The following is a 24,648-nucleotide window of genomic DNA, read 5'->3' as shown; positions in this document are numbered from 1 at the left end:
ATCCATGTCGTGGCTGGTCATTGCCCACCCCGCCGCGCAGGCTTGCCGGGGCGGGCAGGCCACGTTTGGCCCAGACCCGCCCGCCCCTTTGCCCTGTCAGGCCGCGAAACCCCCGGGCGTGACGCCCGGATGCGACAGGGCGGCAATCACGCCGCGCAGTTCTGCCAACCCCCGCAACCGCCCGATCAGCGGATAGCCGGGATGCGTGCCGCGCGCGGCATCGTCCAGCAATTCATGCCCGTGGTCAGGGCGGAAGGGTATGTCGGCATCAGCGCGCCCCTCGGCCCGGCGCCGCGCCTCCTCGGCCAGCAGCACGCCGATCAGCGCCACCATGTCGGTATCGCCCGCCAGATGCGCCGCCTCTTCGAAACTGCCATCCGGGTCTTTGCGCACGTTGCGCAGATGCGCGAAATGAATGCGGGCCGCGTGGGCCCGTGCAATCGCGGGCACGTCATTGGCCGGATTGGCCCCCAGCGACCCCGCGCACAGCGTCAGCCCGTTGGCCGGGCTGTCCACCGCCGCCATGATCCATGCGATGTCTTCGGCATCCGACACGATGCGCGGCAGACCCAGTATGTCGCGCGGCGGATCATCGGGATGCACGCAGAACCGCATGCCCAGATCTTCGGCAGCAGGAATAACCTCGTCAAGGAACCGCTTGTAATGGCTGCGAAGTTCGCCTTGGCCAATGCCCTCGTAATCCGCCAGCGCCGCGCGCAGGGCCGGAATGTCATAGCGGTCATAGGCCCCCGGCAGGCCCGACATGATGGCATGCAGCAACCCGTCACGGTCAGCCTCTGTCGCCTGCTGAAACCACACTGCAGCCTCGGCCAGCACCCCGGGCGGGTAATCAGCCTCAGCCGCCGCGCGGCCCAGCATATGCAGCTCAAACGCCGCCATCCTGGGCGCGGAAAACCGCAGGCAGGTGCCGCCACGCGCCACGGGGGCGGCCAGATCGGTGCGCGTCCAATCCAGCAAGGGCATGAAATTATAGCAGATCGTGGTGATGCCTTCAGCCGCCAGATTGGCCATCGACTGCCGGTAATTGGCGAACAGCGCGCTCAGATCGCCCGCGCCGCGCTTGATCCGCTCATGGATCGGCAGGCTTTCCACCACCACCCAGTCAAACCCCGCGCGGATGATGGCGTCGCGCCGCGCGGCAATCGCCTGACGCGGCCAGACCTCGCCATAAGGGATTTCATGCAGGGCGTTGACGATGCCGGTCGCCCCGGTTTGCGCCACTTCGGGCAGGGTGATGCGGTCGAACTCGCCATACCAGCGCCAGCTTTCCCTCATGCCAGTTCCTCCACCGCGGCCCGCGCGCCCAATGCTACCAGCCGCGCATGGGCTGCCGTCACGCCGGGCTCCAGCGCCTGCGCCAAGGTTTCGGGGAACACCTGACGCAGTGAAAGCAGCGCGGCAACCCCTTGATCCGCAGCCGTTTTCAGCATCTGCGCCAGCGGGTCTTTCACCTCGATCGCCGCACCCGCATCGTCCACGCCGCCGACATAACGCATCCATCCCGCCACGGCCAGCATCAGCCCGGGCGAGGGCCGCCCCGCCGCGATATTCTCGGCCAGCGTGCCCAGAATGCGCTGCGGCAGTTTCTGGCTGCCATCCATGGCAATCTGCCATGTCCGGTGCCGGATCGCGGGGTTGGCATAGCGTTCAAACAACGCCTGCGCATAGGCGGCAAGGTTCTCACCCGGTGGCGGCACCAGCGCGGGGATGATCTCATCCGCCCACAAGCCTTTGACAAAGCGCGCAAAAACCGGATCGGCCACGGTATCGGAAATGGTCTGGTGCCCGGCCAGATAGCCCAGATAGGCCAGCGCCGAATGCGTGCCGTTCAGCATCCGCAGCTTCATATGCTCATAGGCCGTCACATCGGCCACCAGTTGCACCCCCACAGCGCCCAGATCGGGGCGCAGACCGCCCACGAAACTGTCCTCCACCACCCATTGCCGGAAGGGTTCGTGCATGACTGGGGCGGCATCGGTGATGCCTTGCGCTGCAAGCCGCTGAATATCCTCGGGTTTCGTGGCGGGCACGATCCGGTCGACCATGGTGCAGGGAAAGCGGCCCTCGGTGGCGATCCAGTTGGCCAGGCCCGGGTCCAGCGCGCGGGCCAGATCCAGCACCACACCGCGCAGCACATGGCCGTTTTCCGGCAGGTTGTCGCAGGTCATCACGGTGAAGGGGGCCAGCCCCGCCGCCCGCCGCAGCGCCAGCGCCCGCACCAGGAAACCGGGGGCAGACCGGGGCAGGGGGTTTGCCATATCATGCACAATATCAGGGTGTTGCTGGTTGATCCTGCCATCCGCCGGATTGTGGCAATAGCCCTTTTCCGTCACCGTCAGGCTGACGATCTTCACCCCTGCATCAGCCATGGCCGCCAGAACGGCGGCAGGGTCTTCGGGGGCCACCAGCACATTCTGCACCACGTCGATGCGGCGCGGCACCTCGCCGCCCGGCCCCTGTTCCACCGCCCAATAGGCAAAGCCCTGCGGTGCAAGCGCGTCGCGCACCGTGGGCGATTGCAGCGACACGCCCAGAATGCCCCAGTCACCGCCCGAGGCCGCCATCGCCTCGGCCACGTAAACCGCGCCATGGGCACGGAAAAACGCGCCAAGGCCCAGATGCACGATGCCGATGCCCGGTCTGCTGTTCACCAGGCGTTCAGCGGGCAAGCCAGCCTCCGTCCACGTTCAGCACCGCGCCATGGATATAGGCGGCGGCGGGAGAGGCCAGGAACACCGCCGTGCCGGCAATGTCATCGGCCTTGCCCCAACGCCCGGCCGGAATGCGCTCAAGGATCGACCGGCTGCGGTCAGGGTCTGCGCGCAAAGCCTCGGTGTTGTTCGTCTCGATATAACCGGGGGCAATGGCATTCACGTTGATGCCCTTGGCCGCCCATTCGTTGGCCAGGAGTTTCGTCAGCCCCGCAACCCCATGTTTTGACGCAGTATAAGATGGCACACGGATGCCGCCCTGAAACGACAAAAGCGAGGCCACGTTGATGATCCGCCCCCCGGCACCCCGCGCCAAGGCCGCGCGCGCAAAGGACTGACAGGTAAAGAACACCGCCTTCAGGTTTACATCCATCACCGCGTCCCAATCAGCCTCGGTGAAATCCACCGAATCCGCGCGGCGGATGATGCCCGCATTGTTCACAAGAATATCAATGCGTTCTGCGGTGAAGCTGTCATGCGCGGCCATCGGGTCGGCAAAATCCAGCTGCATTTCGCGCGCCGTGCCACCGTTGGCCACGATCATCGCCACCGTCTCGGCCGAACTGGACCGGCCCGCCGCGATCACCTCGGCCCCGGCACCGGCCAGCGCCACGGCGATGGCCTGCCCGATACCGGTATTCGCACCCGTCACCAGCGCGCGCTGGCCCGCAAGGGAAAAGGAAATCACCGCAGATCCTCCATGCCCACCATCTCGACATCGCGGTAATCCACGTTGTCACCCGCCATCGCCCAGATGAACGTATAGGCCCCGGTGCCCGCCCCGCAATGGATCGACCAGGGTGGCGACACCACCGCCTCTTCGTTCTTCATCACCAGATGCCGGGTTTCCGACGGCTCGCCCATGAAGTGAAACACCCGGGCATTCTCGGCCAGATCGAAGTAAAGATAAGCCTCCATCCGGCGGTCATGCAGATGCGCGGGCATCGTGTTCCAGACCGAACCTTCGTGGAATTGTGTATAGCCTACAACCAGTTGGCAGGCGGGCATCACATCGGGGTGGATGAACTGATATATCGTGCGCTTGTTCGACGTGGCCGCCTCGCCCAGATGCACCTGTTTCGCCTCGCCGATCGGCACCAGCCGGGCGGGGTAAGCGTGATGCGCCGGGCAGGACAGGATGTAGAACCGGCCCGCGCCCGCGAATGTCACCGGGCCCGCGCCCATCGGCAGATACAGCACATCGCCGCGCGCCATCGCATAGTCGGATCCACCTGCCGAAACAGTGCCTTCCGCGCCGATGTTCACGATGCCCATCTCGCGCCGGTCCAGAATGCTGGCCGTGCCGCATTCCTTCACATGGTCCAGCACCAGTGCCGCGCCGCCGGGCACGGCTCCGCCCACGATCATGCGGTCATAATGGGTGTAGACCAGGTTGATCTGCCCTTCGGCAAACAGGCCATCCATGTGAAAGGCATCGCGCAAGCCCTTGGTATCAAGGGCTTTTGCCGAAACGGGGTCAATGGCGTGGCGGGTTGAGACGGTCAGCATGTTGTGGTCCTTTACAGAAAATCGTCGCGGCGCGGGGTGAAGCTGTCAATCAGCACCCCAGCCTCGATACAGCGGCAGCCGTGCTGCGCGCCAGACGGGATCATCAGGCTGTCGCCCGGCCCGATTTCGGATTCTACCCCATTGATGGCAAACAGGAAACGCCCAGCCTGCACGAAAGTGGCCTGCACATGCGGATGGCTGTGCAGCCGCCCCTCGGCCCCGGTGTCGAACCGGAAGGCGACCAGCATCAGGTCGGGGTTGTCGGCCAGCACCTGACGGGTGACGCCGGGGTCGGTGGCTTTGACGGGAAACATCGGATACCTCAGCGGAATTGGGCCGGCAGCCAAAGCGACAGCGCCGGAATATAGGTAACAAGCATCAGCGTGACAAAGGCCGCGCCATAGAACGGCCAGATGGTGCGCATCGCCTGCCAGATGGAAATCTTGCCCACCGCGCAGCCCACGAACAGCACGGCCCCCACCGGCGGCGTGCACAGCCCGATCCCCAGGTTCAGGATCAGGATCACCCCGAAATGCACCGGATCCACGCCAAAAGCCTGCGCCACGGGAAGGAAGATCGGCGTGGTGATGACGATCAGCGGCGACATGTCCATGAACGTGCCCAGCACCAGCAGCGCCACGTTGATCATCAGAAGGATGATGATCGGGTTGTCGGACAGCGTCTGCATGAAGGCCACGATGGCGGTGGGCACCTGAAGATAGGCCAAGAGCCAGCCAAAGGATGCCGCACAGCCGATGACCAGCAGCACCATGGCGGTGGTGCGCACCGCGCCAATGGTGGCATGCACGAACTCGCCCCAGCTGAGCGAGCGATAGACGAGGATTGTCACCAGCAGCGCGTAAACCACCGCGATGTTTGAACTTTCCGAGGCGGTGAACACGCCCGAACGCACGCCGCCAAAGATGATCGCCACCAGGATCAGCCCGGGCATGGCCGATACAAAGATCACGCCCAGCATCTTCAGCCCGGGAAACGCCTCGGTCGGGTAGCCGCGCTTGCGGGCGACCAGATAGGCGGCCACCATCAGCGACAGCGCCAGCAGCAGGCCGGGGATGATGCCCGCGGTGAACAGATCGGCAATCGACAGACGCCCGCCCGCCGAGATGGAATAGATGATCATGTTGTGCGAGGGCGGGATCATCAGCGCGATGATCGAACCGACCACCGTGATGTTTACAGCATAATCAACGTCATAGCCGCGCGCCTTCATCTGCGGAACCATCAGCCCGCCGATGGCTGAGGCATCGGCGGCGGCCGAGCCCGACACACCGCCGAACATCACCGAGGCCAGAATGTTCACCTGCCCCAGCCCGCCCCGCAGATGCCCCACCAGCGCACCGGCCAGTGCCACCAGCCTGCGGGCAATGTCGCCCCGCACCATCAGGTCGCCCGCATAGATGAAAAACGGGATCGCCATCAGCGCAAAGACCGACACGCCGGAATTCAGCCGCTGAAACACCACCAGCGGCGGCAGGCCCAGATACAGCACCGTGGCAAAGCTGGAGATGCCAAGGCAGAAGGCCACGGGTGTGCCAATCAGCAACAGAAAGACGAACGACCCGAAAAGGATGTAAAGTTCCATGAATGCAGTCCCTTATGGGGTTATTCTACGGGTGCGTCTTCGCCAAAGCGCATCGTGTGCAGGCCCGCCGCGCGCCGCGCCAGCCGTTCAAGCGAAAAGATCAGCACCAAGGCCCCGCCCAGTGTGACAGGCAGAAAGGCCACGCCACCCGGCAGGCCAAGCGTGGGCATCACGGCCGTCCAGGTGCGGATCATCAACTCGGCCCCATACCACAGCATGCCCGCGCCAAAGGCCCCGACGGCGATGTCGGACAGGCTGTGCAGCACCTTGCCCGCGCCCTCTGGCAGCACATAAAGCAGCACGTCAAAGCTGAGGTGATACCCCTCGCGGATGCCCACGGCGGCCCCCAGAAAGATGAACCAGCCCATCAGCAGGATGGCGGTAGGTTCCGTCCATGTCTGCGAGGTGCCCAGCACATAGCGCGAAAACACCTGCACCGCGATGAACAGCGTCATCAGGATCAGGCAGATGCCCGCCACCCACAGCGCGGCCCGCGCCACATGGCCCAGCGTCACCGCCACTGTCATCATGCCTTGCCGCATGCCCACCCCCATCGAAACATCAGGAAAAAGCCCGCAGCACCAGCGCGCTGCGGGCCGGTGTTCAGATCACTCGGTCGCCTGGATGCGGGCGACCAGATCTTTCAGCGTGTCGGTGGTGACGTGCTTTTCATAGACGGGCACCATCGCCTCGATGAAGGGGGTCTTGTCGATGTCGCGGATGATCGTGGCACCGGCGGCCACCACCTTTTCCTCGGACGCCTTTTCGCGGGCGGCCCACATTTCACGCATCACGGGCACGCTGTCCTTGGCGGCCTGCTGCACCAGCGCCTGATCTTCGGGGGTCAGCTTGTCCCAGGCGGCTTTCGACATCACCAGCACTTCGGGGACGATCAGGTGTTCGTCCATCGTGTAATAGCCTGCCACCTCGAAATGCCCCGAGGATTCGTAGGACGGCCAGTTGTTTTCGGCCCCGTCGATCACGCCGGTCTGGATGGCCGAATACACCTCGCCGTAGGGCAGCGGCGTGGCGTTGGCACCCATGGCCCCCATCATGTCCACAAAGATGTCGGATTGCATGACGCGCATGTTCATGCCGGCCAGATCTGCCATCGATTCAATGGGTTTTTTGGCATTGTAAAAGCTGCGCGAGCCACCGTCGAAGAACGCCAGCCCCACCAGATCATGCGCGGTGAAGGCCTCCAGAATCTCGGCGCCGATGTCGCCGTCCATCACCTTGTGCATGTGATCGACCGAGCGGAAGATATAGGGCAGCGACACAACCTTGGTTTCCTCGATCAGGTTGTTGAACGGGCCCATGCTGACGCGGTTCAGGTCGATGACGCCGAAACGGGTCTGTTCGATCGTGTCCTTTTCCTCGCCCAGCTGGGCCGAGTGGAACACCTCGACGCACAGGCGGCCTGCGCTGCGTTCTTCCAGCAGCTTGCCCATGTGCTTCACGGCTTCCACGGTGGGGTAGCCGTCGGGGTGGGTGTCGGATGATCTGAGCGTGGTTTCGCAGGCAAGGGCGCTGCCTGCCAGCGCCACGCTGGCCAGCAGGGCGGCGGTCAGGGATGTCGTGAATGTCATGGTTCTCTCCTCCGTTGGTCGTCTGTTGCGGCGGCTCACAGGCGGTAGGCCTGCTTTGCCAGCCGGTAGGCAAGGTCGTGCGCCAGTTCATGCGCCTCGTCCTCGTCCAGTCTTCCGCTGGTCACGAGGGTCGCAAGAAAGGCGCTGTCCACCCGCCGGGCCACGTCATGCCGGGCGGGGATGGAACAGAAGGCGCGGGTGTCGTCGTTGAAGCCCACGGTGTTGTAGAAACCGGCGGTTTCGGTCGTTTGCTCGCGGAACCGGCGCATGCCCTCGGGGCTGTCGTGAAACCACCAGGCGGGGCCGAGTTTCAGCGCGGGGTAGGCACCGGCCAGCGGGGCCAGTTCGCGGGCATAGACGGTTTCATCCAGCGTAAACAGGATGATCGAAAGGCGCGGGTCCATGCCGTGCGCGTCCAGCAAGGGTTTCAGGCCGCGGACGTAATCGGTGCGCGTAGGAATGTCGAAGCCCTTGTCGCGGCCGAACCGGGCCAAGACCTGCGCCGAATGGTTGCGGTGGCTGCCCGCGTGGATTTGCAGCACCAGCCCGTCATCAAGGCTCATCCGCGCCATTTCGGTCAGCATCTGGCCACGGAATGCATCGGCCTCATCCGCCGTGCATTGCCCTGCCAAAGCCTTGGCGAACAAGGCGGCGGCATCTGCGGCAGACAGGTTTTCGGTGCGGGCGGTCGGGTGGCCATGGTCGGATGACGTGGCCCCGAAGCCCTTGAAATAGGCCCGGCGGTTGCGGTGCGCGGCCAGATAGCCGCCCCATGTGGCGGTATCCTCGCCCGTCATCACCCCCAGCGCCGCGACATTGGCGGCGAAACCGGGAAATTCGGGGTCAACCACCGCATCGGGGCGGTAAGCGGTGATCACGCGGCCCGACCAGCCCGAGTCGCGGATCATGCGGTGCCAGCCAAGATCATCCAGCGCGGATTCGGTGGTGGCGATCACCTCGATGTTGAACCGCTCAAACAGCGCGCGGGGGCGGAAAGCGTCTTGCGAAAGACAATCCGCGATATGGTCATAGACGGCATCGGCATTGGCAGGCGACAGCCGTTCGGTCAGGCCGAACACCTCGGCAAAGGCATGGTCCAGCCACAGGCGCGAGGGCGTGCCCCGGAACAGGTGGTAGTGCTGCGCGAACAGCCGCCAGATCCTGCGCCCGTCGGTTTCCACCGGCCCGCCATCAATGCGCGGCACGCCCAGGGAATCCAGCGGCACGCCCTGCGAGCACAGCATGCGGAACACGTAATGGTCGGGCGTCACGAACAGTTGGGCGGGGTCGGGGAAGGGCGCGTTTTCGGCAAACCAGCGCGGGTCGGTGTGGCCATGCGGGCTGATGATCGGCAGGCCCTGCACCGCGTCATACAGGCGGCGGGCCAGCGGGCGGGTGGCGGGATCGGCCGGCAACAGCCGGTCTGGGTCAAGAAATCCCATTGCTTTCCTCCCTCTCCCTGCGAAAACAGCGGATGTAACGCTTGGTTTGGCGCCACTGATAATCTAATATGCTAGTAGCCCAAACCTGTCAACGAGGCAGAGATGACCGAAATTTCCACCCTGCGCAGTCTGGATCTGATCGACCGGCCTTCCGTTGCGGATCAGATATTTGACGCCCTGCATGCGCAGGTTCTGTCGTTGCAGCTGCCGCCGGGGGCCAAGATATCTGAGGTGGATGTGGCGCGAATCATGGGGGCCTCGCGCCAGCCGGTGCGCGATGCGTTCTACCGGCTGTCAAAGCTGGGGTTTCTGCTGATCCGGCCGCAGCGCGCCACCACGATCGCGCTGATTTCCACCCGCGCGGTGATGCAGGCCCGGTTCATCCGCACCGCGCTGGAGGCGGAGACCATGCGCGCGGCCTGCACGGCCATGACGCCCGCCGACCACGCCGCGCTGGACGTGTTGATAGACCAGCAGCGGGCCGCCATGCTGGCAGGCGACCGGCTGGGATTTCACCAGTTGGATGACCAGTTCCACCGCGAGATCTGCGAACGCGCGGGCCTTGGATTTGCCTGGGACATCATCCGCGAATCAAAGGCGCATATGGACAGGGTGCGCTATCTGTCGCTGTCATTCGCCTCGCAGGCGGCGTTTGATGACCATGTGATGCTGCTGGACGCGCTGAAGGCGCGGGATGAGGTGGCGGCGGTTCAGGGCATGCGCGTGCATCTGGCGCGGATACTGGAGCAGATCACCCGCATCCGCGCCGACCACCGTGATTACTTTGCCGAGGAAGACAATTGATGCCGCGTTTCGTTTCGGTTGGGGAATGCATGGTGGAACTGGCCCCGCTGGCCACCGAGGGGCAGTTTGCCATGGGCTTTGCGGGCGATACGTTCAACACAGCATGGTATGCGCGGCGCTGCCTGGCCGGTGACTGGACGGTGGATTATGTGACGGCGCTTGGCACCGACCCGCTGTCGGGCAGGATGGTGGATTTCATGGCGGATGCGGGCATCGGCACCGGCCATGTGGCGCGGCTGCCGGGGCGCACGCCGGGGCTTTACATGATCGAACTGGTCAAGGGCGAGCGCAGCTTTTCCTACTGGCGCGGGCAAAGCGCGGCGCGCGAACTGGCAGGGGATGCTGCTGTGCTGGACGCGGCGTTTGACGGGGCGGGTGTGGTGTATTTCTCGGGCATCACGCTGGCCATCCTGCCGCCGGAAGATCGCACGCGGTTTCTGGCGGCGGTGGCCGCGGCACGCGGGGCGGGCGCGCTGGTGGTGTTCGACCCCAATCTGCGCCCGCGGCTTTGGCCCGATACCGCCATGATGTGCGCAAGGGTGATGCAGGCCGCGGCGATGGCCGACATTGCCCTGCCGTCGCATGATGACGAGGCGGTGCATTTCGGCGATGCCGATCTGGCGGCGACGGCGGCGCGCTATGCGGCTGCGGGCGTGCCATTGGTGGTGGTGAAGAACGGCGCGGGCCAGATGCTGACGCTGGACCGGGGGCAAGAGGCCCGCCACGCGCCGGTGCAGGTGTCACAGGTGGTTGACAGCACGGCGGCGGGCGACAGCTTCAATGCGGGCTTTCTGGCCGCACATCTGGCGGGTGAGCCCCTTGCCGCCGCCGTGCGGCGAGGCGCGGCTCTTGCAGCCCGGGTGCTGGGGGCCAAGGGCGCGCTGGTGGCGGTTCAGGCGTGACTGACCGCCGGGGTTTGCACCCGGCCTTTCGGTGGAGGCCTCCGGCGGGGATATTTGGAGACAGAAAATGACGATCGCGGCAAGATCGTTAATATGACAATTGTATCAACTGGTTAAGGAACTTTCTTGAGGTAAGCCGCAATCGCCGCGCGGTCGGTGTCGGGCAGGCGGGCCAGGTTGGCCACCACATGCGCCATATGGCCGCCCGCACTGTCGAAATCGGGGGTGAAGCCCGAGGTCAGGTATTCCACGATCTCATCCTCTGACCAGTCAAGCGACGCGCTGTTGATGCCCGGAATATTGCCTTGACCCGACGGGTTCGGCGCGCCTTGCAGCCATTGCGCGGTTTTCAGCCCGCCCAGCGCATTGCGCGGCGTGTGGCATTCGCCGCAATGGCCCAAAGCCTCGGCCAGATAGCGGCCCCGGGTTTCGGCAGGCGTCAGGTCGCCTGTAACCACCCAGTCATCACGCAGGAACAGCAGTTTCCAGCCGCCAAGGCTGCGGCGGATGGTGAAGGGAAAGCCCAGCTCATGCGGCTGGCTGGGGGTGGCATCGGGGGGCAGCGTGTCAAGAAAGGCTTTCAGATCCGCCACATCCTGCAAGTCGGCCTTGCTGTAGGCGGCATAGGGGAAGGCGGGGTAGTAATGCGCGCCACCGGGCGAGACGCCGCGCGTCATGGCATTGGCAAGCTCGGCCAGAGTCCAGCCGCCGATGCCCGCCTCGGGGCTGGGCGAGATGTTGGGGGCGATGAATGTGCCAAACGCCGTGGCAAAGCGTTGCCCGCCTGCCAGCACCAGTTGCGCATCGCCCGTGGCCTCGGGTGCCATGTGGCATGAGGCGCATCCGGCGGCCCAGAACACTGCCTCGCCCTGGGTGGCATCGCCGGTCAGCCCGGCAGTTGCCTCGGCGGGCAAGGGCGAGGGTGCGGTCAGATACCAGGCGGCTCCGGCCCCCAGCAGGGCAAGAAGGGCGGCGGCGGGCAGAAGGCGCATCGGGCTGGTCCTTGTTCCGGGGACGGGGCGGGATGGGCGGAGCATAACCCGGCGCGGCCAGATTGCCACCGCCGATTGCGTGATCAGGGTCTGACGGGCCGCCCGCCGCCATGGGTGGTCAGCCAGTCGGGCCAGCCCAGGAACACCTCGATCCCCACCAGCAGCAGGCAGAGCGCGACCACCGCCGCCACCAGCTTGACCCGCCCCCACGAGGGTGGATGCCGCGCCCAACGCGCCATGCGCATCAGCCAGACCAGGTTCATCGCAATTCCTTTCGCCATGCCGCCAGATCATCCCATGGCCCGCGCCGGAAATGGCCGCGTGCAAGCCCCGAGGGCGAGGGCAGCGACCACAAAGCGACCCCGGGCAGGCGCACATCTGCCTCAAGCCGCCCGGCGCACAGATGCCGGTTGCCCAGACCGATGCGCGCCGCCGCCAGACTGGTGAAGGCCAGCGCGCGGGGCTGCCAGCGCAGTGCCAGTGCCAGCACCCGTTCGGGCGTATAGGCCGCCCGGGGAATGGCGGCATCCTGCCCGGCCACGCCCTTGGCCAGATCGGTCAGGCCCAGCCCGAAACCGGGCAACAGATGATCCTCCTGCGGGGCCAGCTTGCGCGGCGTCAGCCCGGTTTCGGCCAGCAGCGGCCAGAACAGGTTGCCCGGCCCGGCATAGTAATGCCCCGCCCGGGCCGAGGCCGCGCCGACCGCCGTGCCGCAAAAGATGATGGCCAGACCGGGGGCCAGATGGTCAGCCAGCATCGGTAAAGCGCACCTTGCCGATATAGGGCAGGTTGCGGTTGCGCTGTGCAAAGTCGATGCCGTAGCCCACCACGAATTCATCGGGAATTTCAAATCCGGTCCAGGTGGCGCGGATGTCAACTTCGCGCCGCGTGGGCTTGTCAAGCAGGGCGCAAACCTCGATCCTTGCCGGGCCGCGCGCGCGCAACAGGTGCAGCACATGCGACAGGGTGAACCCGGTATCCACGATATCCTCCACCACCAGCACATCGCGCCCGGCAATCTCGCCGCGCAGATCCTTCAGGATGCGCACCTCGCGGCTGGAGGTCATCGTGTCGCCATAGGACGAGGCTTCCATGAAATCGACCTCGACCGGCAGGTCCAGTTCGCGCACCAGATCGGCGATGAACACGAAAGACCCGCGCAAGAGGCCCACCACCACCAGCTTGTCGGTGCCCGCGAAATGCGCGGTGATGTCACGCGCCAGTGCCTCGACCCTTGCCGCGATGGCCTTGGCCGTGATCATCCGGTCGATCACATATGGTCGCTGCGGCATGGCACCCCCTTGAATTCCCGACCCGGTTTACCCAATACCCAAGCCCAAGTCACGCGCCCAAGGACCGCCGATGCCACAGCACCACGAAACAAGGGTTCTGCCCTACACCGCGCAGCAGATGTATGATCTGGTGGCGGATGTGGCATCCTACCCGCAGTTCCTGCCGTGGAATGCCGCCGCGCGCATCCGCTCGCGCACGCCCGTCACCGGGCCGCAGGGCGAGGCCGGAGAGGTGATGGAGGCCGATCTGGTCATCAGCTTCAAGGTGTTCCGCGAGAGATTCGGCAGCCGCGTGACGCTGTGGCCGGGGGCAAGGCGCATCGAGACGGAATATCTCGATGGTCCTTTCCGGCACATGCGATCGACCTGGGGCTTCCGCGACCGGGCCGAAGGTGGCTGCGAGGTGGAGTTTTTCGTCGATTTCGAATTCCGCAACGCGATTCTGCAGGGAATCATCGGTGTGGTGTTCAACGAGGCGATGCTGCGCATCGTGCGCGCGTTCGAACGGCGGGCCGCGGCGCTTTACGGGCCGGCTGCGGCAAAGGGGTGATGTGATCGCAGGGGCGCACCCGGCGCGGGCCCGCCGCTCGGCCCCGCGCGTGCAGGCAATGCCGCGCCCCAACATTTTCTGTCTCAAAACATCCCCGCCGGAGGCCTCTGCCATGGCGCCGGGCGATCCCGCCCAACTACCGCTCCAACGCCGCCAGCAGCAGCGTCAGCGCGTGATCGACCGTGGCAATGCGCACCTTGCCACGGCCCAGCGGCCCGAACTCCACCGTTTCGGTGGCTGTGGCCCGCCCGGTCACGTTCCACCCGGTCATGACCAGACCGAAACATACCCGGCCCTCGGGTTTGAATTCTGATCCGCCGGGGCCGGCAATGCCGGTGACGGATACCGCCAGCGCCGCATCAGACCGCGCCAGCGCGCCCGCCGCCATTTCCGCCGCCACCTGTTCCGACACCGCGCCAAAGGCGCTCAGCGTTTCGGCCCGCACGCCCAGCATGGCCATCTTGGCCGCGTTGGAATAGGTGACGAACCCCCGGTCGAACATGTCGGACGATCCCGCCAGATCGGTCAGCGCGGCCGAGATCATCCCGCCGGTGCAGCTTTCCGCGGTGGCGATTTTCACGCCCCTAGTCCGGGCCAGATCAATCAGGCGGGGGGCCAGCAGGGCCGCCGTCAACCCATCACCATCGGCAGATGCCACAGGATGCCGGTGACAATCGTGGCCACCCCGGCGAACAGCCCGGCCCAGAGGTCATCCAGCATGACCCCCGCCGCATCGTGCCGCCGGTCGGCCCGGCCCACCAGCCAGGGTTTCCATATGTCGAACAGCCGGAAGAACACAAAGGCCGCCACCCAACCCGGCCAGGCGTTCAGCGCCCAGTCGTCGGTGCCGCGCCACCAGAAGGCCGCAGCGGGGAACAGAAGGGCGATCCACATGCCTGCCACTTCATCGATGACAATCTCTGACGGGTCTTCGCCGTGACGGTCGCGCAATTCCTGCTCGCAGGCCCAGAAACCCAGCAGCGTGACGGCGATGGTGGCGATGACCAGCAGCGGAAAGCCCAGGAAACTGTCAATCGCCAGCCCCAGCACCAGTGCCGCCAAAGACCCCCAGGTGCCGGGCGCCGGGCGCAGCAGCCCCGCGCCGAAGAATGTCGTCAAAAGCCGGCTCATGCCTGCACCAACGTGGCCGTGGCCATGGCCGCGATGCCCTCGCCCCGGCCGGTGAACCCCAGCTTTTCCGATGTGGTGGCCTTTACCGACACGCGGTCCACCTCTACCCCCATGATGCCCGCCAGCGCCGCCCGCATCGCGGCGGCATGCGGGCCGATCTTGGGGTATTCGCAGATCAGGGTCACATCGGCATGCGTCAGGCGAAAGCCGCGCGCCTGCGCCCGCCCCACCGCATGCGCCAGAAAGATATGCGAGGCCGCGCCTTTCCACTGCGGGTCGGATGGCGGGAAATGCTGGCCGATGTCGCCCTCGGCCAGCGCGCCATAGATCGCATCGGTCAGGGAATGCATGCCCACATCGGCATCGGAATGGCCCACCAGCCCGAAATCATGCGGCACGGACACGCCGCACAGCCAGACCTGATCGCCGGGGCCAAAGCGGTGCACGTCAAAGCCGTTGCCGGTGCGGATATCCATCGCAGCCTCCTGTCGCGCCGTGATCAGCCGCGCGGCGCGGGCGAAATCGCCGGGGTAGGTGAGTTTCAGATTGTTCTCGTCGCCCTCTACAATCGCCACGTCAAGCCCCGCCGCACGGGCCACCTCGACATCATCCGCCGCGATGCCGCGAAAGCCGCGATGCGCGGCAAGGATGGCGTCAAAATGGAAGGCCTGCGGCGTTTGTGCGCGAAACAGGTCCGCGCGGTCTTGCGTGCCCGCCACCCGGCCCATCGCGCCGCGCCACAGCGCATCGCTGACCGGCAGGGCAGGCGCGGCCCCGGGTGCTGCGTGCAGCGCCGCCAGCAACCGGTCGATCAGTTGGGGTGTCACCAGCGGGCGCGCGCCGTCATGGATCAGCACCCGCGCCACGCCAGCGCCCGCCAGCGCCTCCAGCGCGTTGCGCACCGACGCGTCGCGCGTGGCCCCGCCATGCACCAGATCGCAGGGCAGGGCCAGCGTGCCGGCCCGGGCGCGGTCTTCGGGGTGGATCACCAGCACCACACGATCAATGCCCGGATGGGCGGCAAAGACCGCCAGCACATGCGCCAATACCGGCTGGCCGGCCAGCGGCTGCCATTGCTTCGGCAGGTCGCCCCCGGCGCGCGTTCCACGCCCGGCGGCCACGATGATTGCAGCGGTTGTCATTGTCGTTTCACCCATCGCCCCCATCTGTAGGCCATAGCAGAAGGGCTGACAATCAATGGCCCCGCTGCTTGTGCCTTGCAGAGGGGCAGGATTTGATCGCGAACGCACATAATTTAGGCAAAGCACGTTTTTCAGCCGGTTTGCAGAGGGAGTTTGTTTGTCATCCTCCGATTGCAGGCTTAGGTCAGACGTTGACGCACAAGGAATAGGCAAGTGTCACTCCGCATGGCCACGGTTTCACTCGACCCGCCTGTTCTGCTGGCTCCGCTGGCGGGCATTACCGACCTGCCGTTCCGCAACCTTGTGGCGAGCTTTGGTGCCGGGCTGGTGGTGTCGGAAATGGTGGCCAGCCAGGAGGTTGTGCAGGCAAAGCCCGTCGCGCGTGCCCGCGCCGAGCTGGGCTTTGGTCTGGCCAATACGGCGGTGCAGCTTGCGGGCCGCGATCCGCACTGGATGGCCGAGGCCGCGCGCTATGTCGCAGGGCAGGGCGCGCGGGTGATCGACATCAACATGGGGTGCCCGGCGAAAAAGGTTACATCCGCCAGCGGCAACGGTGCCTGCGGATCGGCGCTGCTGCGCGAGCCTGATCTGGCGCTGCGGCTGATCGAGGCGGTGGTGAATGCGGTGGATGTGCCGGTGACGCTGAAAACCCGGCTGGGCTGGGATGACAGCCTGCTGAACGCCCCCGAGATTGCCCGCAGGGCCGAAGGTGCCGGGGTGCGCATGGTCACGATCCACGGGCGCACGCGTTGCCAGTTCTACACCGGGCAGGCCGATTGGGCGGCGATCCGCGCGGTGAAGGATGCGGTGGGCATTCCGGTCATCGCCAATGGCGATATTGTTGATAGTGCGACGGCGCGGGCGGCGCTGGCGGCGTCGGGTGCCGATGGCGTGATGGTGGGGCGCGGGGCGCAGGGGCGGCCCTGGGCGCTGGCGCAGATTGCCGCCGATGTTTACGGGCTGCCCGCGCCGGTGGTGCCGCAGGGGGCCGCGCTGGCCGACATGATCTGCACGCATTACGAGGCGATGCTGGCGTTCTACGGCACCGATCTGGGCCTGCGCGTGGCCCGCAAGCATCTGGGCTGGTATCTGTCGGTGGCGGGGCTGGACCATCTGCGCGCAGGCATCGTGACGCTTGACGCGCCCGCGCAGGTGATCCGCGCCTTGCACGCCGCCTTCGCGCAACAGGAAAGGGTGGCGGCATGAGCACCTATCGCTCGCCCTATCCGGTGCCGGGCGTGATCTGGGCCAGCCTGCCGGTGCCTGCCTTCCTGATCGACATCAAGGGCAAGATCATCGAGACGAACCCGGCGGCGGAACAGTTCCTGAACGCATCCGACAAAAGCCTGAAGGGCCAGCCCGCATTCGACCGGCTGCTGATCGACGCCCCGATGGACGAGGCCTTTGCCCGCGCCCGCGCCAACCAGTCGGCGCTTTTCATCAATGATGTGGATGTGACCACCGGCGAAAAGCCCCCGGTGCAGTGCAACATCCAGATCGCGCCGATGAACGACAACCCCGACATCATCATGCTGCTGATCTCGCCCCGCGAAATCGCCGACCGGCTGGGCCGGGCAACGGCGGTAAAGACGGCGGCGCGTTCGGCCATCGGCATGGCGGAAATGCTGGCGCATGAGATCAAGAACCCGCTGGCGGGCATTTCGGGGGCCGCGCAGCTGATCAGCATGAGCCTTGGCCCGGAAGACCGCGAGCTGGCCGACCTGATCGTCGAGGAAACCCGTCGCATCGTGAAGCTGCTGGAACAGGTGGAACAGTTCGGCAACCTGCGCCCGCCAGAACGCCGCGCGGTGAACATCCACGACGCGCTGGACCGCGCGCGCAAATCGGCGATGGTGGGCTTTGCGGCCAAGATGGCGATTGTCGAGGATTACGACCCCTCGCTGCCCGCCACATTCGCCGACCCGGATCAGTTGATGCAGGTGTTCCTGAACCTGATCAAGAACGCATCCGAGGCGGCAGGGCCCGAGGGCGGCACGATCCGGCTGCGCAGTTTCTATGACCTGTCGCTGCGGCTGCGGCGCAAGGATGGCACGGGCAACCCCTTGCCCCTGCAGGTGGAAATCATCGACGACGGCCCCGGCATAAAGCCCGAGATCGCGGGGGCGATATTCGAGCCTTTCGTGTCGGGGCGCGAGAATGGCACGGGGCTGGGCTTGGCGCTGGTGTCGAAAATCATCTCCGACCACGGCGGCTGGATTGCCGTCGATTCGGTTCCCGGGCGCACGGTGTTCCGTGTGTCGCTGCCGGTTGCGCCCCGGAACATGGCGCTGCACGAAATGGAGGGCAACTGATGGATGGCACGGTTCTGGTCGCGGATGACGACCGCACGATACGCACGGTGCTGACCCAGGCCCTGACCCGGGCGGGCTGCAAGGTTCATGCGACATCCAGCCTGATGACGCTGATGCGCTGGGTGGAAGAGGGCAAGGGCGATCTGGTGATTTCCGACGTGATCATGCCCGACGGCAACGGGCTGGAGGCGCTGCCCCGCATCGGCAAGATGCGCCCCGGCCTGCCGGTGATCGTGATTTCGGCGCAGAACACCATCATGACGGCGATTCAGGCCGCCGAGGCCGAGGCCTATGATTACCTGCCCAAACCCTTCGATCTGCCCGACCTGATGAAACGATCGGCCCGCGCGCTGGATCTGAAACGCCGCGCGCCCGCCCGCGTGGTGGTGCCGCGCGAAGGCGGCGACGACCTGCCGCTGGTGGGCCGCACGGCGGCGATGCAGGCGCTTTACCGGCTGGTGGCGCGGGTGATGAACACCGATCTGGCGGTGCTGATCACTGGCGAATCGGGCACCGGCAAAAGCCTGATCGCCCGGGCGATCCATGATTTTTCCGACCGCCGCACGCAGCCTTTCGTGGTGGCGCAGGCGGGTGATCTGCAAGGGATGGACGGGCCATCAAGCCTGATGGCGCGGGCCAAGGGCGGCAGCCTCGTGTTCGACGAGGTGGCCGATTACGACGATGACACACAGGCCCGCATCGTGCGCATGCTGGACCAGATGGGCGACAACGCCCCGCGCATCATGGCCACCAGCCAGACCGACCTTTCGGCCCGGATGGAGGGCGGCGCGTTCCGGCAGGATCTGTTCTACCGGCTGGGCGGGGTGACGCTGCATGTGCCCAGCCTGCGCGAACGGGTCGACGACATCCCCCTGCTGGCCGATCACTTTCTGGCGCGGGGCGAGCGTGACATGGGGTCAACCCGCCGCCTGTCGAACGAGGCGCGTGATCTGGTGCGCGCCTATTCCTGGCCCGGCAACGTGCGCCAACTGGAAAACACCCTGCGGCGCCTGATGGTGACATCAGCCGAGGTGGAAATCACCAAGGCCGAGGTGGAGGCTGTGCTGGGCAACCAGCCCGCGATGGAGCCGCTGAAAGGCGGGGGCGAGGGCGAGAAATTGTCGGCTTCCGTCGCCCGGCATCTGAAGCGGTATTTCGACCTGCATGGCGGGGCTTTGCCCCCGCCCGGCGTATATCAGCGCATCCTGCGTGAGGTCGAAGGCCCGCTGATCGAGATCGCGCTGGACGCCACGGCGGGCAATCAGGCCAAATGCGCCGACCTTCTGGGCATCAACCGGAACACGCTGCGAAAGAAGATCACCGATCTGGATATTCGCGTGACTCGTCGCCGCAAGCTGATGTAAAACAGCAACAGGCGGCGTGACGCGCAGGGAACTAGCCCGGCGACGCCTACAATATATGGCAGTCGGGGGCGAATCGTCGCCCGCATGAAGGGCTAGGATTTCGTGCGAAGCGCTGCGCGCAGCAACACTTGGGTAAAGCTGACCCGTCTGCGCCGCCAGCGGCGGTTTCAGACGGCGATGACATTCGGCCTTGTGCTGCTGGGGCCTTTGCTGGCGCTGGCGACGTTTCTGGCGCTGGGGCCGCTCAACCAGGGGGCGGGCTCGCCCCTGCTGCGGCTGATCCTGCTGGCCGACCTGATCTATGTGCTGGTGGTGGCGGCCATGGTGCTGGCGCGGGTGGCGCGCATGGTAGCCGACCGGCGCAGCGCCTCGGCGGGATCACGGCTGCATCTGCGGCTGACGGGGGTGTTTGCGCTGCTGGCGCTGATCCCCACGGTTCTGGTGGCCGTATTTGCCGTGCTGACGGTGAATGTGGGGCTGGAGGGCTGGTTTTCCGACCGGGTGCGCGCGGTTGTGGGCACCTCGCTGGCCGCCGCCGAGGCTTATCAGGCCGAACATCACCGCGACCTGACGGAAGACGCGCAGGCGCTGGCCGCCTATCTGAACGTGGCCAAGCAATCGCAGTTCTTCCTGCAGGACGACCAGTTGCGCCCGCTTTTGACGCAAGGGCAGACACTGGTGCAGCGCGGCCTGCGCGAGGCGTTCCTTATCGACGGCGGCGGCATGCTGCGCACACGGGGCGAAAACAGCTATCTCTTTGATTTTGAACAGCCCATCGCCGCCGATATTGAACGGGCCCGCGCCGGTGAAACGGTGATCATCGAAGATTGGGCCAACAACGAATTCCGCGCGCTGGTGCATCTGGAGGCGTTTCCCGACCGCTATCTTTACGTCTCGCGCAATGTCGATGGCTCCATCCTCAGCCTGCTGGACGAAACGCGCGAAACCGTGCGGCTGTATCAGCAACTGGAACAGGAACGCGGGCGCACGCTGTTCGAATTCGGCCTGCTGTATCTGGGCTTTGCGCTGATCCTGATACTGGCGGCGATCTGGCTGGGGCTGTGGTTTGCCGAACGGCTGTCGCGGCCCGTGGGGCGGCTGGCGGGGGCGGCGCAAAGGGTGGGCGCGGGCGATCTGGATGTGCAGGTGGTCGAGGAAGAGGGCGACGACGAGATTGCCATGCTGGGCCGCCTGTTCAACCAGATGACCCGGCAGTTGAAGGGCCAGCGCGAGGCTTTGGTGGCCACCAACGCCCAGACCGAACGGCGGCGGCGGCTGTTTGACTCTGTGCTGTCATCGGTGACGGCGGGGGTGATCGGGCTGGATGCCGAGGGGCGCGTGGGGTTTGTGAACCGCGCCGCCGAACGGCTGCTGGATATTCCCGATGGAACGGCCGATCTGGCGCTGTCGGTCGCCGTGCCGGAATTTGCCGCGTTGCTGGACCGGCTGCGCAGCGGCAACGGCCAGGCGGTGCAGGAGGAAATCCGCCTGACGCGCAAGGGGCGCATGGAAAGTCTGCTGGTGCGCATGTCGGAACGCCGCGCGGGCGACGGCGGGCTTGAAGGCTATGTGGTGGCATTCGACGATGTGACCGATCTGGTATCGGCGCAGCGCATGGCCGCCTGGGGCGACGTGGCCCGCCGCATCGCGCATGAGATCAAGAACCCGCTGACGCCCATCGCCCTGTCGGCCGAACGCATCAAGCGCAAGTTCCGGGGGCAGGTGGCCGAACCGGCGGATCTTGATCAATATGCCGATGTGATCATCCGCCAGACCAATGACCTGCGCCGCATCGTCGATGAATTCTCCAAATTCGCGCGCATGCCCGAACCCGACCGGCGCGAGCAGGATCTGGTGGCGATCCTGCGCGATGCGGTGGTGTTGCAGGATGTGGGCCTGCCCGATGTGCGGCTGGCCGCCGATCTGCCCGACGCGCCGCTGCTGATGGATCTGGATGCCACGATGATCGGGCAGGCGCTGACAAACCTGATAAAGAACGCGGGCGAAGCGATTGAATCCTTTATGGAAAAGGGCGCGCCACCCGGTTTCGCCCCTGAAATCCGTGTCTCGCTGGAGGTGACGCCCGACGCGGCCATCATCCGCATCGCCGACAATGGCACCGGCCTGCCGCCCGACCGCGCGCGATTGTTCGAGCCTTATGTGACCACGCGCGAAAAGGGCACTGGTCTGGGCCTGCCCATCGTGAAAAAGATCATCGAGGAACATGGCGGCACATTGGTTCTGGCCGATGCGCCGCCTTTTGACGGCAACAGCCACCGGGGGGCGATGGCGGAAATCCGTCTGCCCCGCAGCCTGCGCGCCACCCGCGCGCGGGGAGCCAAGACATCAGGCCCCGCAGCGGGCCGCACGACATCAGACCCATGAGGGACAACATGAGCAGCATTCTTATCGTCGATGACGAACGCGATATCCGGGAACTGATTGGCGACATCCTGCGCGACGAGGGCTTTGCGGTGCGGCTGGCGGGCAATTCCGACGATTGCATGGCCGAGATCAATGCCGAACCGCCCAGCCTGATGATCCTCGACATCTGGCTGAAGGACAGCCGGATGGACGGCATCGACATTCTGAAAACCGTGAAGCGTGACAACCCCGATGTGCCGGTGGTCATCATTTCCGGCCATGGCAACATTGAAATCGCGGTGGCCGCGATAAAGCAGGGGGCCTACGATTTCATCGAAAAGCCGTTCAACATTGATCAGTTGATGGTGGTGGTCAGCCGCGCGATGGAAACCAGCCGGTTGCGCCGCGAAAACAGCGAATTGCGCCGGCGTGATGTGACCGCATCCGAAATGCTGGGGTCATCGCCTGCGTTCAAGGCGGTGAAGGCGCAGCTGGAAAAGGTCACGAAATCCAACGGGCGGGTGATGCTGGCCGGGCCTGCGGGGTCTGGCAAGGAAATGGCCGCGCGGTTCATCCATGCGCATTCCAACCGGGCGGCGGCGGCCTTCATCTCGGTATCCTCCGCCGCGATCGAACCGGAGCGGATGGAAGAGGTGCTGTTCGGCCGCGAAACCACCGACCGGGGGGTAGAGCCGGGCCTTCTGGAACAGGCGCATGGCGGGGTGGTCTATTTCGACGAAGTGGCCGACATGCCCTTGGGCACGCAATCAAAAATCCTGCGGGTGCTGGTGGAGCAGCAGTTCACCCGGCTGGGCGGGTCTGACAAGGTGCGGGTTGACCTGCGGGTCATATCATCCACCACGCGCGATCTGCGGTCGGAAATCGGCGCGGGCCGCTTCCGGCAGGAATTGTATGACCGGCTGAACGTGGTGCCCATCGCCGTGCCCAGCCTGGAGGAGCGGCGCGAGGATATTCCCGAACTCACGCGGCATTTCATCGAGATGTTCCATCGCACCCAAGGCCTGCCCCTGCGCGAACTGACCCCGGATGCCGAAGCGATGTTGCAGACGATGCATTGGCCCGGCAACGTGCGCCAGTTGCGCAACGTGATCGAGCGGGTGCTGATCCTGGGCGATGGCCATGGCCCGATCGAGGCGCGCGAACTGCCGGGGCGCGAGGCGGCGCCCGAGGGCGAGGGGCGGCTGGTGCTGGGCGGCGCTTTGGCCACCCTGCCGCTGCGCGAGGCGCGCGAATTGTTCGAACGGGAATATCTGCTGACGCAGATCAACCGTTTCGGCGGCAATATCAGCCGCACCGCCAGCTTTGTGGGCATGGAACGCAGCGCCCTGCACCGCAAGCTGAAATCCTTGGGTGTGGTGACAACGGCCAAGGCGGGCGGGCGCATGGCAAGGCTGGAGGATGACGAGGAGGAGGAGTGACCGCGCCCCGCGTTGACCCCACCCCATGCATCTGCCAATGAAGGCCAGCACAGGGCATCGGAGACGCTGACATGAAGGTGATCATCTGCGGCGCGGGGCAAGTGGGCTGGCAGATTGCCCGGCACCTGTCGGGGGAACGCAACGATGTGACGGTGGTGGATTACAACGCCGATCTGGTGCGCCGGGCGACGGATACGCTGGATGTGCAGGGCATCGTGGGCTTTGCCAGCTATCCCGATGTGCTGGCCCGGGCGGGCGCGCGCGATGCCGACATGATCATCGCCGCCACCCATTCCGACGAGGTGAACATGGTCACCTGTCAGGTGGCGCATTCGGTGTTCGGCATCACCCGCAAAATCGCCCGCCTGCGCAGCCAAAGCTATCTGGACGCGATCTATGCCGATCTTTACCGGCGCGACCATCTGCCCATCGACGTGGTGATCAGCCCGGAAAAAGAGGTGGCCGAGGCGGCATTGCAACGTCTGGCGGCACCGGCCACCTTTGACACCGAAAGTTTCATGGGCGGCAAGGCGCAGCTTCTGGGCATCGCACTGGATGCCGATTGCCCGGTGCTGAATACGTCACTGCGGCAATTGAACGACATATTTTCCACCCTGCGGGCCATCGTGGTGGGGGTGCGGCGCGAGGAACGGCTGTTCGTGCCCGACTCGGCGGATCAGTTGTTCGCCCATGATCAGGTCTATGTCTTTGCCCATTCCGAAGACATCAACCGCACGCTGGATATCTTTGGCAAGGCGACGAAAAAGCAGGAACGCATCGTCATCATCGGCGGCGGCAACGTGGGTCTGGGCGTAGCCCGCGCGCTGGAGGCCCGCACCGACCGGGTGCGCGCCAAGATCATCGAGAAAGACCGCGCCACCGCCGAACGTGCCGCCGATGCGCTGGAACGCACCATCGTGCTGCATGGCGACGGCATGGACATGGACCTGCTGATGGAGGCCAACATCGACCGTGCCGATGCGGTGCTGGTGGTGACGGATGACGACAAGACCAACCTGCTGGTGGCGGTGCGGGCCAAATCGGCGGGCTGCCCGATGGCCATCGCGCTGGTGAACGACCCCACCCTTGTGCCGCTGATGGGGCCTTTGGACATCGACGCCTATATCAACCCGCGTGCCACCACCGTCAGTTCGATCCTGCGGCATATCCGGCATGGCCGGGTGCGCGAGATCTATTCCATCGGCGATGCCGAGGCCGAGGTGATCGAGGCGCAGGTGCTGGGCACCTCGCCGCTGGCCGGGCGGCATATCCGCGACATCGAATTTCCCGAAGGCGTGCTGGTGGGCGCGGTGATGAAGGGCGACAAGGTGCTGAAACCCACCGGCGACCTGCGGGTCGAGGAGGGTGACATCATCGCGCTGTTCAGCATGGCCAAGGACGTGCCCGAGGTGGAGCGGCTGTTGCAGGTCTCCATCGACTTTTTCTGAAGGCGGACAAGGTGTTGCAGCGCATTCTCGATC

Annotated in this window: 25 protein-coding genes; 9 read left to right on the top strand and 16 right to left on the bottom strand. The window is 65.5% G+C overall.

The window, feature by feature from the left end:
* Positions 1-96: 96 nt before the first annotated feature.
* From uxuA to uxaC, 9 genes are all read right to left on the bottom strand, one after another.
* Positions 97-1,296, bottom strand: coding sequence for a mannonate dehydratase (gene uxuA, locus GEU84_RS02385; RefSeq protein WP_152823882.1), 1,200 nt, complete (start codon positions 1,294-1,296; stop codon positions 97-99).
* Positions 1,293-2,672, bottom strand: coding sequence for a mannitol dehydrogenase family protein (locus GEU84_RS02380; RefSeq protein ID WP_338144743.1), 1,380 nt, complete (start codon positions 2,670-2,672; stop codon positions 1,293-1,295). Before GEU84_RS02380 ends, uxuA begins: the two co-directional genes overlap by 4 nt.
* Before the next feature lie 7 nt (positions 2,673-2,679).
* On the bottom strand, positions 2,680-3,420 hold the full coding sequence (gene kduD / locus GEU84_RS02375) for a 2-dehydro-3-deoxy-D-gluconate 5-dehydrogenase KduD (RefSeq protein ID WP_174539270.1): 741 nt from the start codon (positions 3,418-3,420) through the stop codon (positions 2,680-2,682).
* Entirely contained in the window at positions 3,417-4,241 is an 825-nt protein-coding gene (gene kduI / locus GEU84_RS02370; protein WP_152823880.1) for a 5-dehydro-4-deoxy-D-glucuronate isomerase, read from the bottom strand. Before kduI ends, kduD begins: the two co-directional genes overlap by 4 nt.
* Before the next feature lie 11 nt (positions 4,242-4,252).
* Positions 4,253-4,555 carry a cupin domain-containing protein gene (locus tag GEU84_RS02365; protein WP_152823879.1) on the bottom strand — a complete coding sequence of 101 codons (303 nt, stop codon included), beginning with the start codon at positions 4,553-4,555 and terminating at the stop codon, positions 4,253-4,255.
* Positions 4,556-4,563: 8 nt separating this feature from the next.
* Complete coding sequence (locus GEU84_RS02360) at positions 4,564-5,844, bottom strand: TRAP transporter large permease (RefSeq protein WP_152823878.1); 1,281 nt, start codon at positions 5,842-5,844, stop codon at positions 4,564-4,566.
* 20 nt (positions 5,845-5,864) lie between these two features.
* Entirely contained in the window at positions 5,865-6,386 is a 522-nt protein-coding gene (locus GEU84_RS02355) for a TRAP transporter small permease (protein ID WP_152823877.1), read from the bottom strand.
* Positions 6,387-6,452: 66 nt separating this feature from the next.
* Entirely contained in the window at positions 6,453-7,433 is a 981-nt protein-coding gene (locus GEU84_RS02350) for a TRAP transporter substrate-binding protein (RefSeq protein ID WP_152823876.1), read from the bottom strand.
* A gap of 35 nt (positions 7,434-7,468) precedes the next feature.
* Positions 7,469-8,875 (bottom strand): glucuronate isomerase, encoded by a 1,407-nt coding sequence (gene uxaC, locus GEU84_RS02345; protein ID WP_152823875.1) that lies wholly within the window; start codon positions 8,873-8,875, stop codon positions 7,469-7,471.
* Between the two features lie 102 nt (positions 8,876-8,977).
* Between uxaC and GEU84_RS02340 the strand changes: the two genes are divergently transcribed.
* Both GEU84_RS02340 and GEU84_RS02335 read left to right on the top strand, forming a co-directional pair.
* Positions 8,978-9,679 (top strand): GntR family transcriptional regulator, encoded by a 702-nt coding sequence (locus GEU84_RS02340; protein ID WP_152823874.1) that lies wholly within the window; start codon positions 8,978-8,980, stop codon positions 9,677-9,679.
* Positions 9,679-10,581: a sugar kinase gene (locus tag GEU84_RS02335; protein ID WP_174539269.1), complete on the top strand. Its 903-nt coding sequence runs from the start codon at positions 9,679-9,681 to the stop codon at positions 10,579-10,581. Before GEU84_RS02340 ends, GEU84_RS02335 begins: the two co-directional genes overlap by 1 nt.
* 113 nt (positions 10,582-10,694) lie before the next feature.
* Here the strand turns inward: GEU84_RS02335 and GEU84_RS02330 are convergent, their stop codons facing one another.
* The 4 genes from GEU84_RS02330 to hpt all read right to left on the bottom strand — a co-directional run bounded on the left by GEU84_RS02330 (position 10,695) and on the right by hpt (position 12,865).
* A complete protein-coding gene (locus tag GEU84_RS02330) occupies positions 10,695-11,573 on the bottom strand; it encodes a cytochrome c (protein WP_152823872.1) in 879 nt (292 codons plus the stop codon).
* An 83-nt stretch (positions 11,574-11,656) separates the two neighbouring features.
* A complete protein-coding gene (locus tag GEU84_RS02325; RefSeq protein ID WP_152823871.1) occupies positions 11,657-11,836 on the bottom strand; it encodes a hypothetical protein in 180 nt (59 codons plus the stop codon).
* Positions 11,833-12,330 (bottom strand): mismatch-specific DNA-glycosylase, encoded by a 498-nt coding sequence (locus GEU84_RS02320; RefSeq protein WP_217438497.1) that lies wholly within the window; start codon positions 12,328-12,330, stop codon positions 11,833-11,835. The genes GEU84_RS02325 and GEU84_RS02320 overlap by 4 nt, the downstream gene beginning before the upstream one ends.
* Positions 12,320-12,865 (bottom strand): hypoxanthine phosphoribosyltransferase, encoded by a 546-nt coding sequence (gene hpt, locus GEU84_RS02315; protein ID WP_152823869.1) that lies wholly within the window; start codon positions 12,863-12,865, stop codon positions 12,320-12,322. Before hpt ends, GEU84_RS02320 begins: the two co-directional genes overlap by 11 nt.
* Positions 12,866-12,935: 70 nt before the next feature.
* Between hpt and GEU84_RS02310 the strand changes: the two genes are divergently transcribed.
* Positions 12,936-13,415 carry a type II toxin-antitoxin system RatA family toxin gene (locus GEU84_RS02310; RefSeq protein ID WP_152823868.1) on the top strand — a complete coding sequence of 160 codons (480 nt, stop codon included), beginning with the start codon at positions 12,936-12,938 and terminating at the stop codon, positions 13,413-13,415.
* Between the two features lie 136 nt (positions 13,416-13,551).
* Here GEU84_RS02310 and GEU84_RS02305 read toward each other — a convergent pair whose 3' ends face one another.
* From GEU84_RS02305 to GEU84_RS02295, 3 genes are read right to left on the bottom strand one after another with little or no spacing between them, the layout of a single operon-like run.
* Complete coding sequence (locus tag GEU84_RS02305) at positions 13,552-14,037, bottom strand: CinA family protein (protein ID WP_174539295.1); 486 nt, start codon at positions 14,035-14,037, stop codon at positions 13,552-13,554.
* An 8-nt stretch (positions 14,038-14,045) separates the two neighbouring features.
* Positions 14,046-14,546 (bottom strand): phosphatidylglycerophosphatase A family protein, encoded by a 501-nt coding sequence (locus GEU84_RS02300; RefSeq protein WP_152823867.1) that lies wholly within the window; start codon positions 14,544-14,546, stop codon positions 14,046-14,048.
* Complete coding sequence (locus GEU84_RS02295; RefSeq protein WP_152823866.1) at positions 14,543-15,688, bottom strand: bifunctional 2-C-methyl-D-erythritol 4-phosphate cytidylyltransferase/2-C-methyl-D-erythritol 2,4-cyclodiphosphate synthase; 1,146 nt, start codon at positions 15,686-15,688, stop codon at positions 14,543-14,545. The genes GEU84_RS02300 and GEU84_RS02295 overlap by 4 nt, the downstream gene beginning before the upstream one ends.
* Positions 15,689-15,901: 213 nt before the next feature.
* On the opposite strand from GEU84_RS02295, the gene dusB reads away from it, so the two are divergent.
* The 6 genes from dusB to trkA all read left to right on the top strand — a co-directional run bounded on the left by dusB (position 15,902) and on the right by trkA (position 24,615).
* On the top strand, positions 15,902-16,894 hold the full coding sequence (gene dusB, locus GEU84_RS02290; protein WP_174539268.1) for a tRNA dihydrouridine synthase DusB: 993 nt from the start codon (positions 15,902-15,904) through the stop codon (positions 16,892-16,894).
* Entirely contained in the window at positions 16,891-18,000 is a 1,110-nt protein-coding gene (locus tag GEU84_RS02285; RefSeq protein ID WP_152823864.1) for a two-component system sensor histidine kinase NtrB, read from the top strand. Before dusB ends, GEU84_RS02285 begins: the two co-directional genes overlap by 4 nt.
* On the top strand, positions 18,000-19,364 hold the full coding sequence (locus GEU84_RS02280) for a response regulator (RefSeq protein ID WP_152823863.1): 1,365 nt from the start codon (positions 18,000-18,002) through the stop codon (positions 19,362-19,364). The genes GEU84_RS02285 and GEU84_RS02280 overlap by 1 nt, the downstream gene beginning before the upstream one ends.
* 102 nt (positions 19,365-19,466) lie before the next feature.
* The gene (locus tag GEU84_RS02275; protein WP_174539267.1) at positions 19,467-21,749 is read left to right on the top strand and encodes an ATP-binding protein; all 2,283 of its coding nucleotides are present in this window, start codon (positions 19,467-19,469) and stop codon (positions 21,747-21,749) included.
* Positions 21,750-21,757: 8 nt separating this feature from the next.
* Positions 21,758-23,167 carry a nitrogen assimilation response regulator NtrX gene (gene ntrX, locus GEU84_RS02270; protein WP_152823862.1) on the top strand — a complete coding sequence of 470 codons (1,410 nt, stop codon included), beginning with the start codon at positions 21,758-21,760 and terminating at the stop codon, positions 23,165-23,167.
* 71 nt (positions 23,168-23,238) lie between these two features.
* Positions 23,239-24,615 carry a Trk system potassium transporter TrkA gene (trkA, locus tag GEU84_RS02265; RefSeq protein ID WP_152823861.1) on the top strand — a complete coding sequence of 459 codons (1,377 nt, stop codon included), beginning with the start codon at positions 23,239-23,241 and terminating at the stop codon, positions 24,613-24,615.
* The last annotated feature ends 33 nt before the right edge of the window (positions 24,616-24,648 follow it).

The sequence above is a fragment of the Fertoeibacter niger genome, from assembly GCF_009380135.2.
In the GTDB taxonomy this organism is placed as follows: domain Bacteria; phylum Pseudomonadota; class Alphaproteobacteria; order Rhodobacterales; family Rhodobacteraceae; genus Fertoeibacter; species Fertoeibacter niger.
The sequence above is the reverse complement of the archived record's forward strand: the minus strand, read 5'-3'. Positions and strand labels throughout refer to the sequence as shown.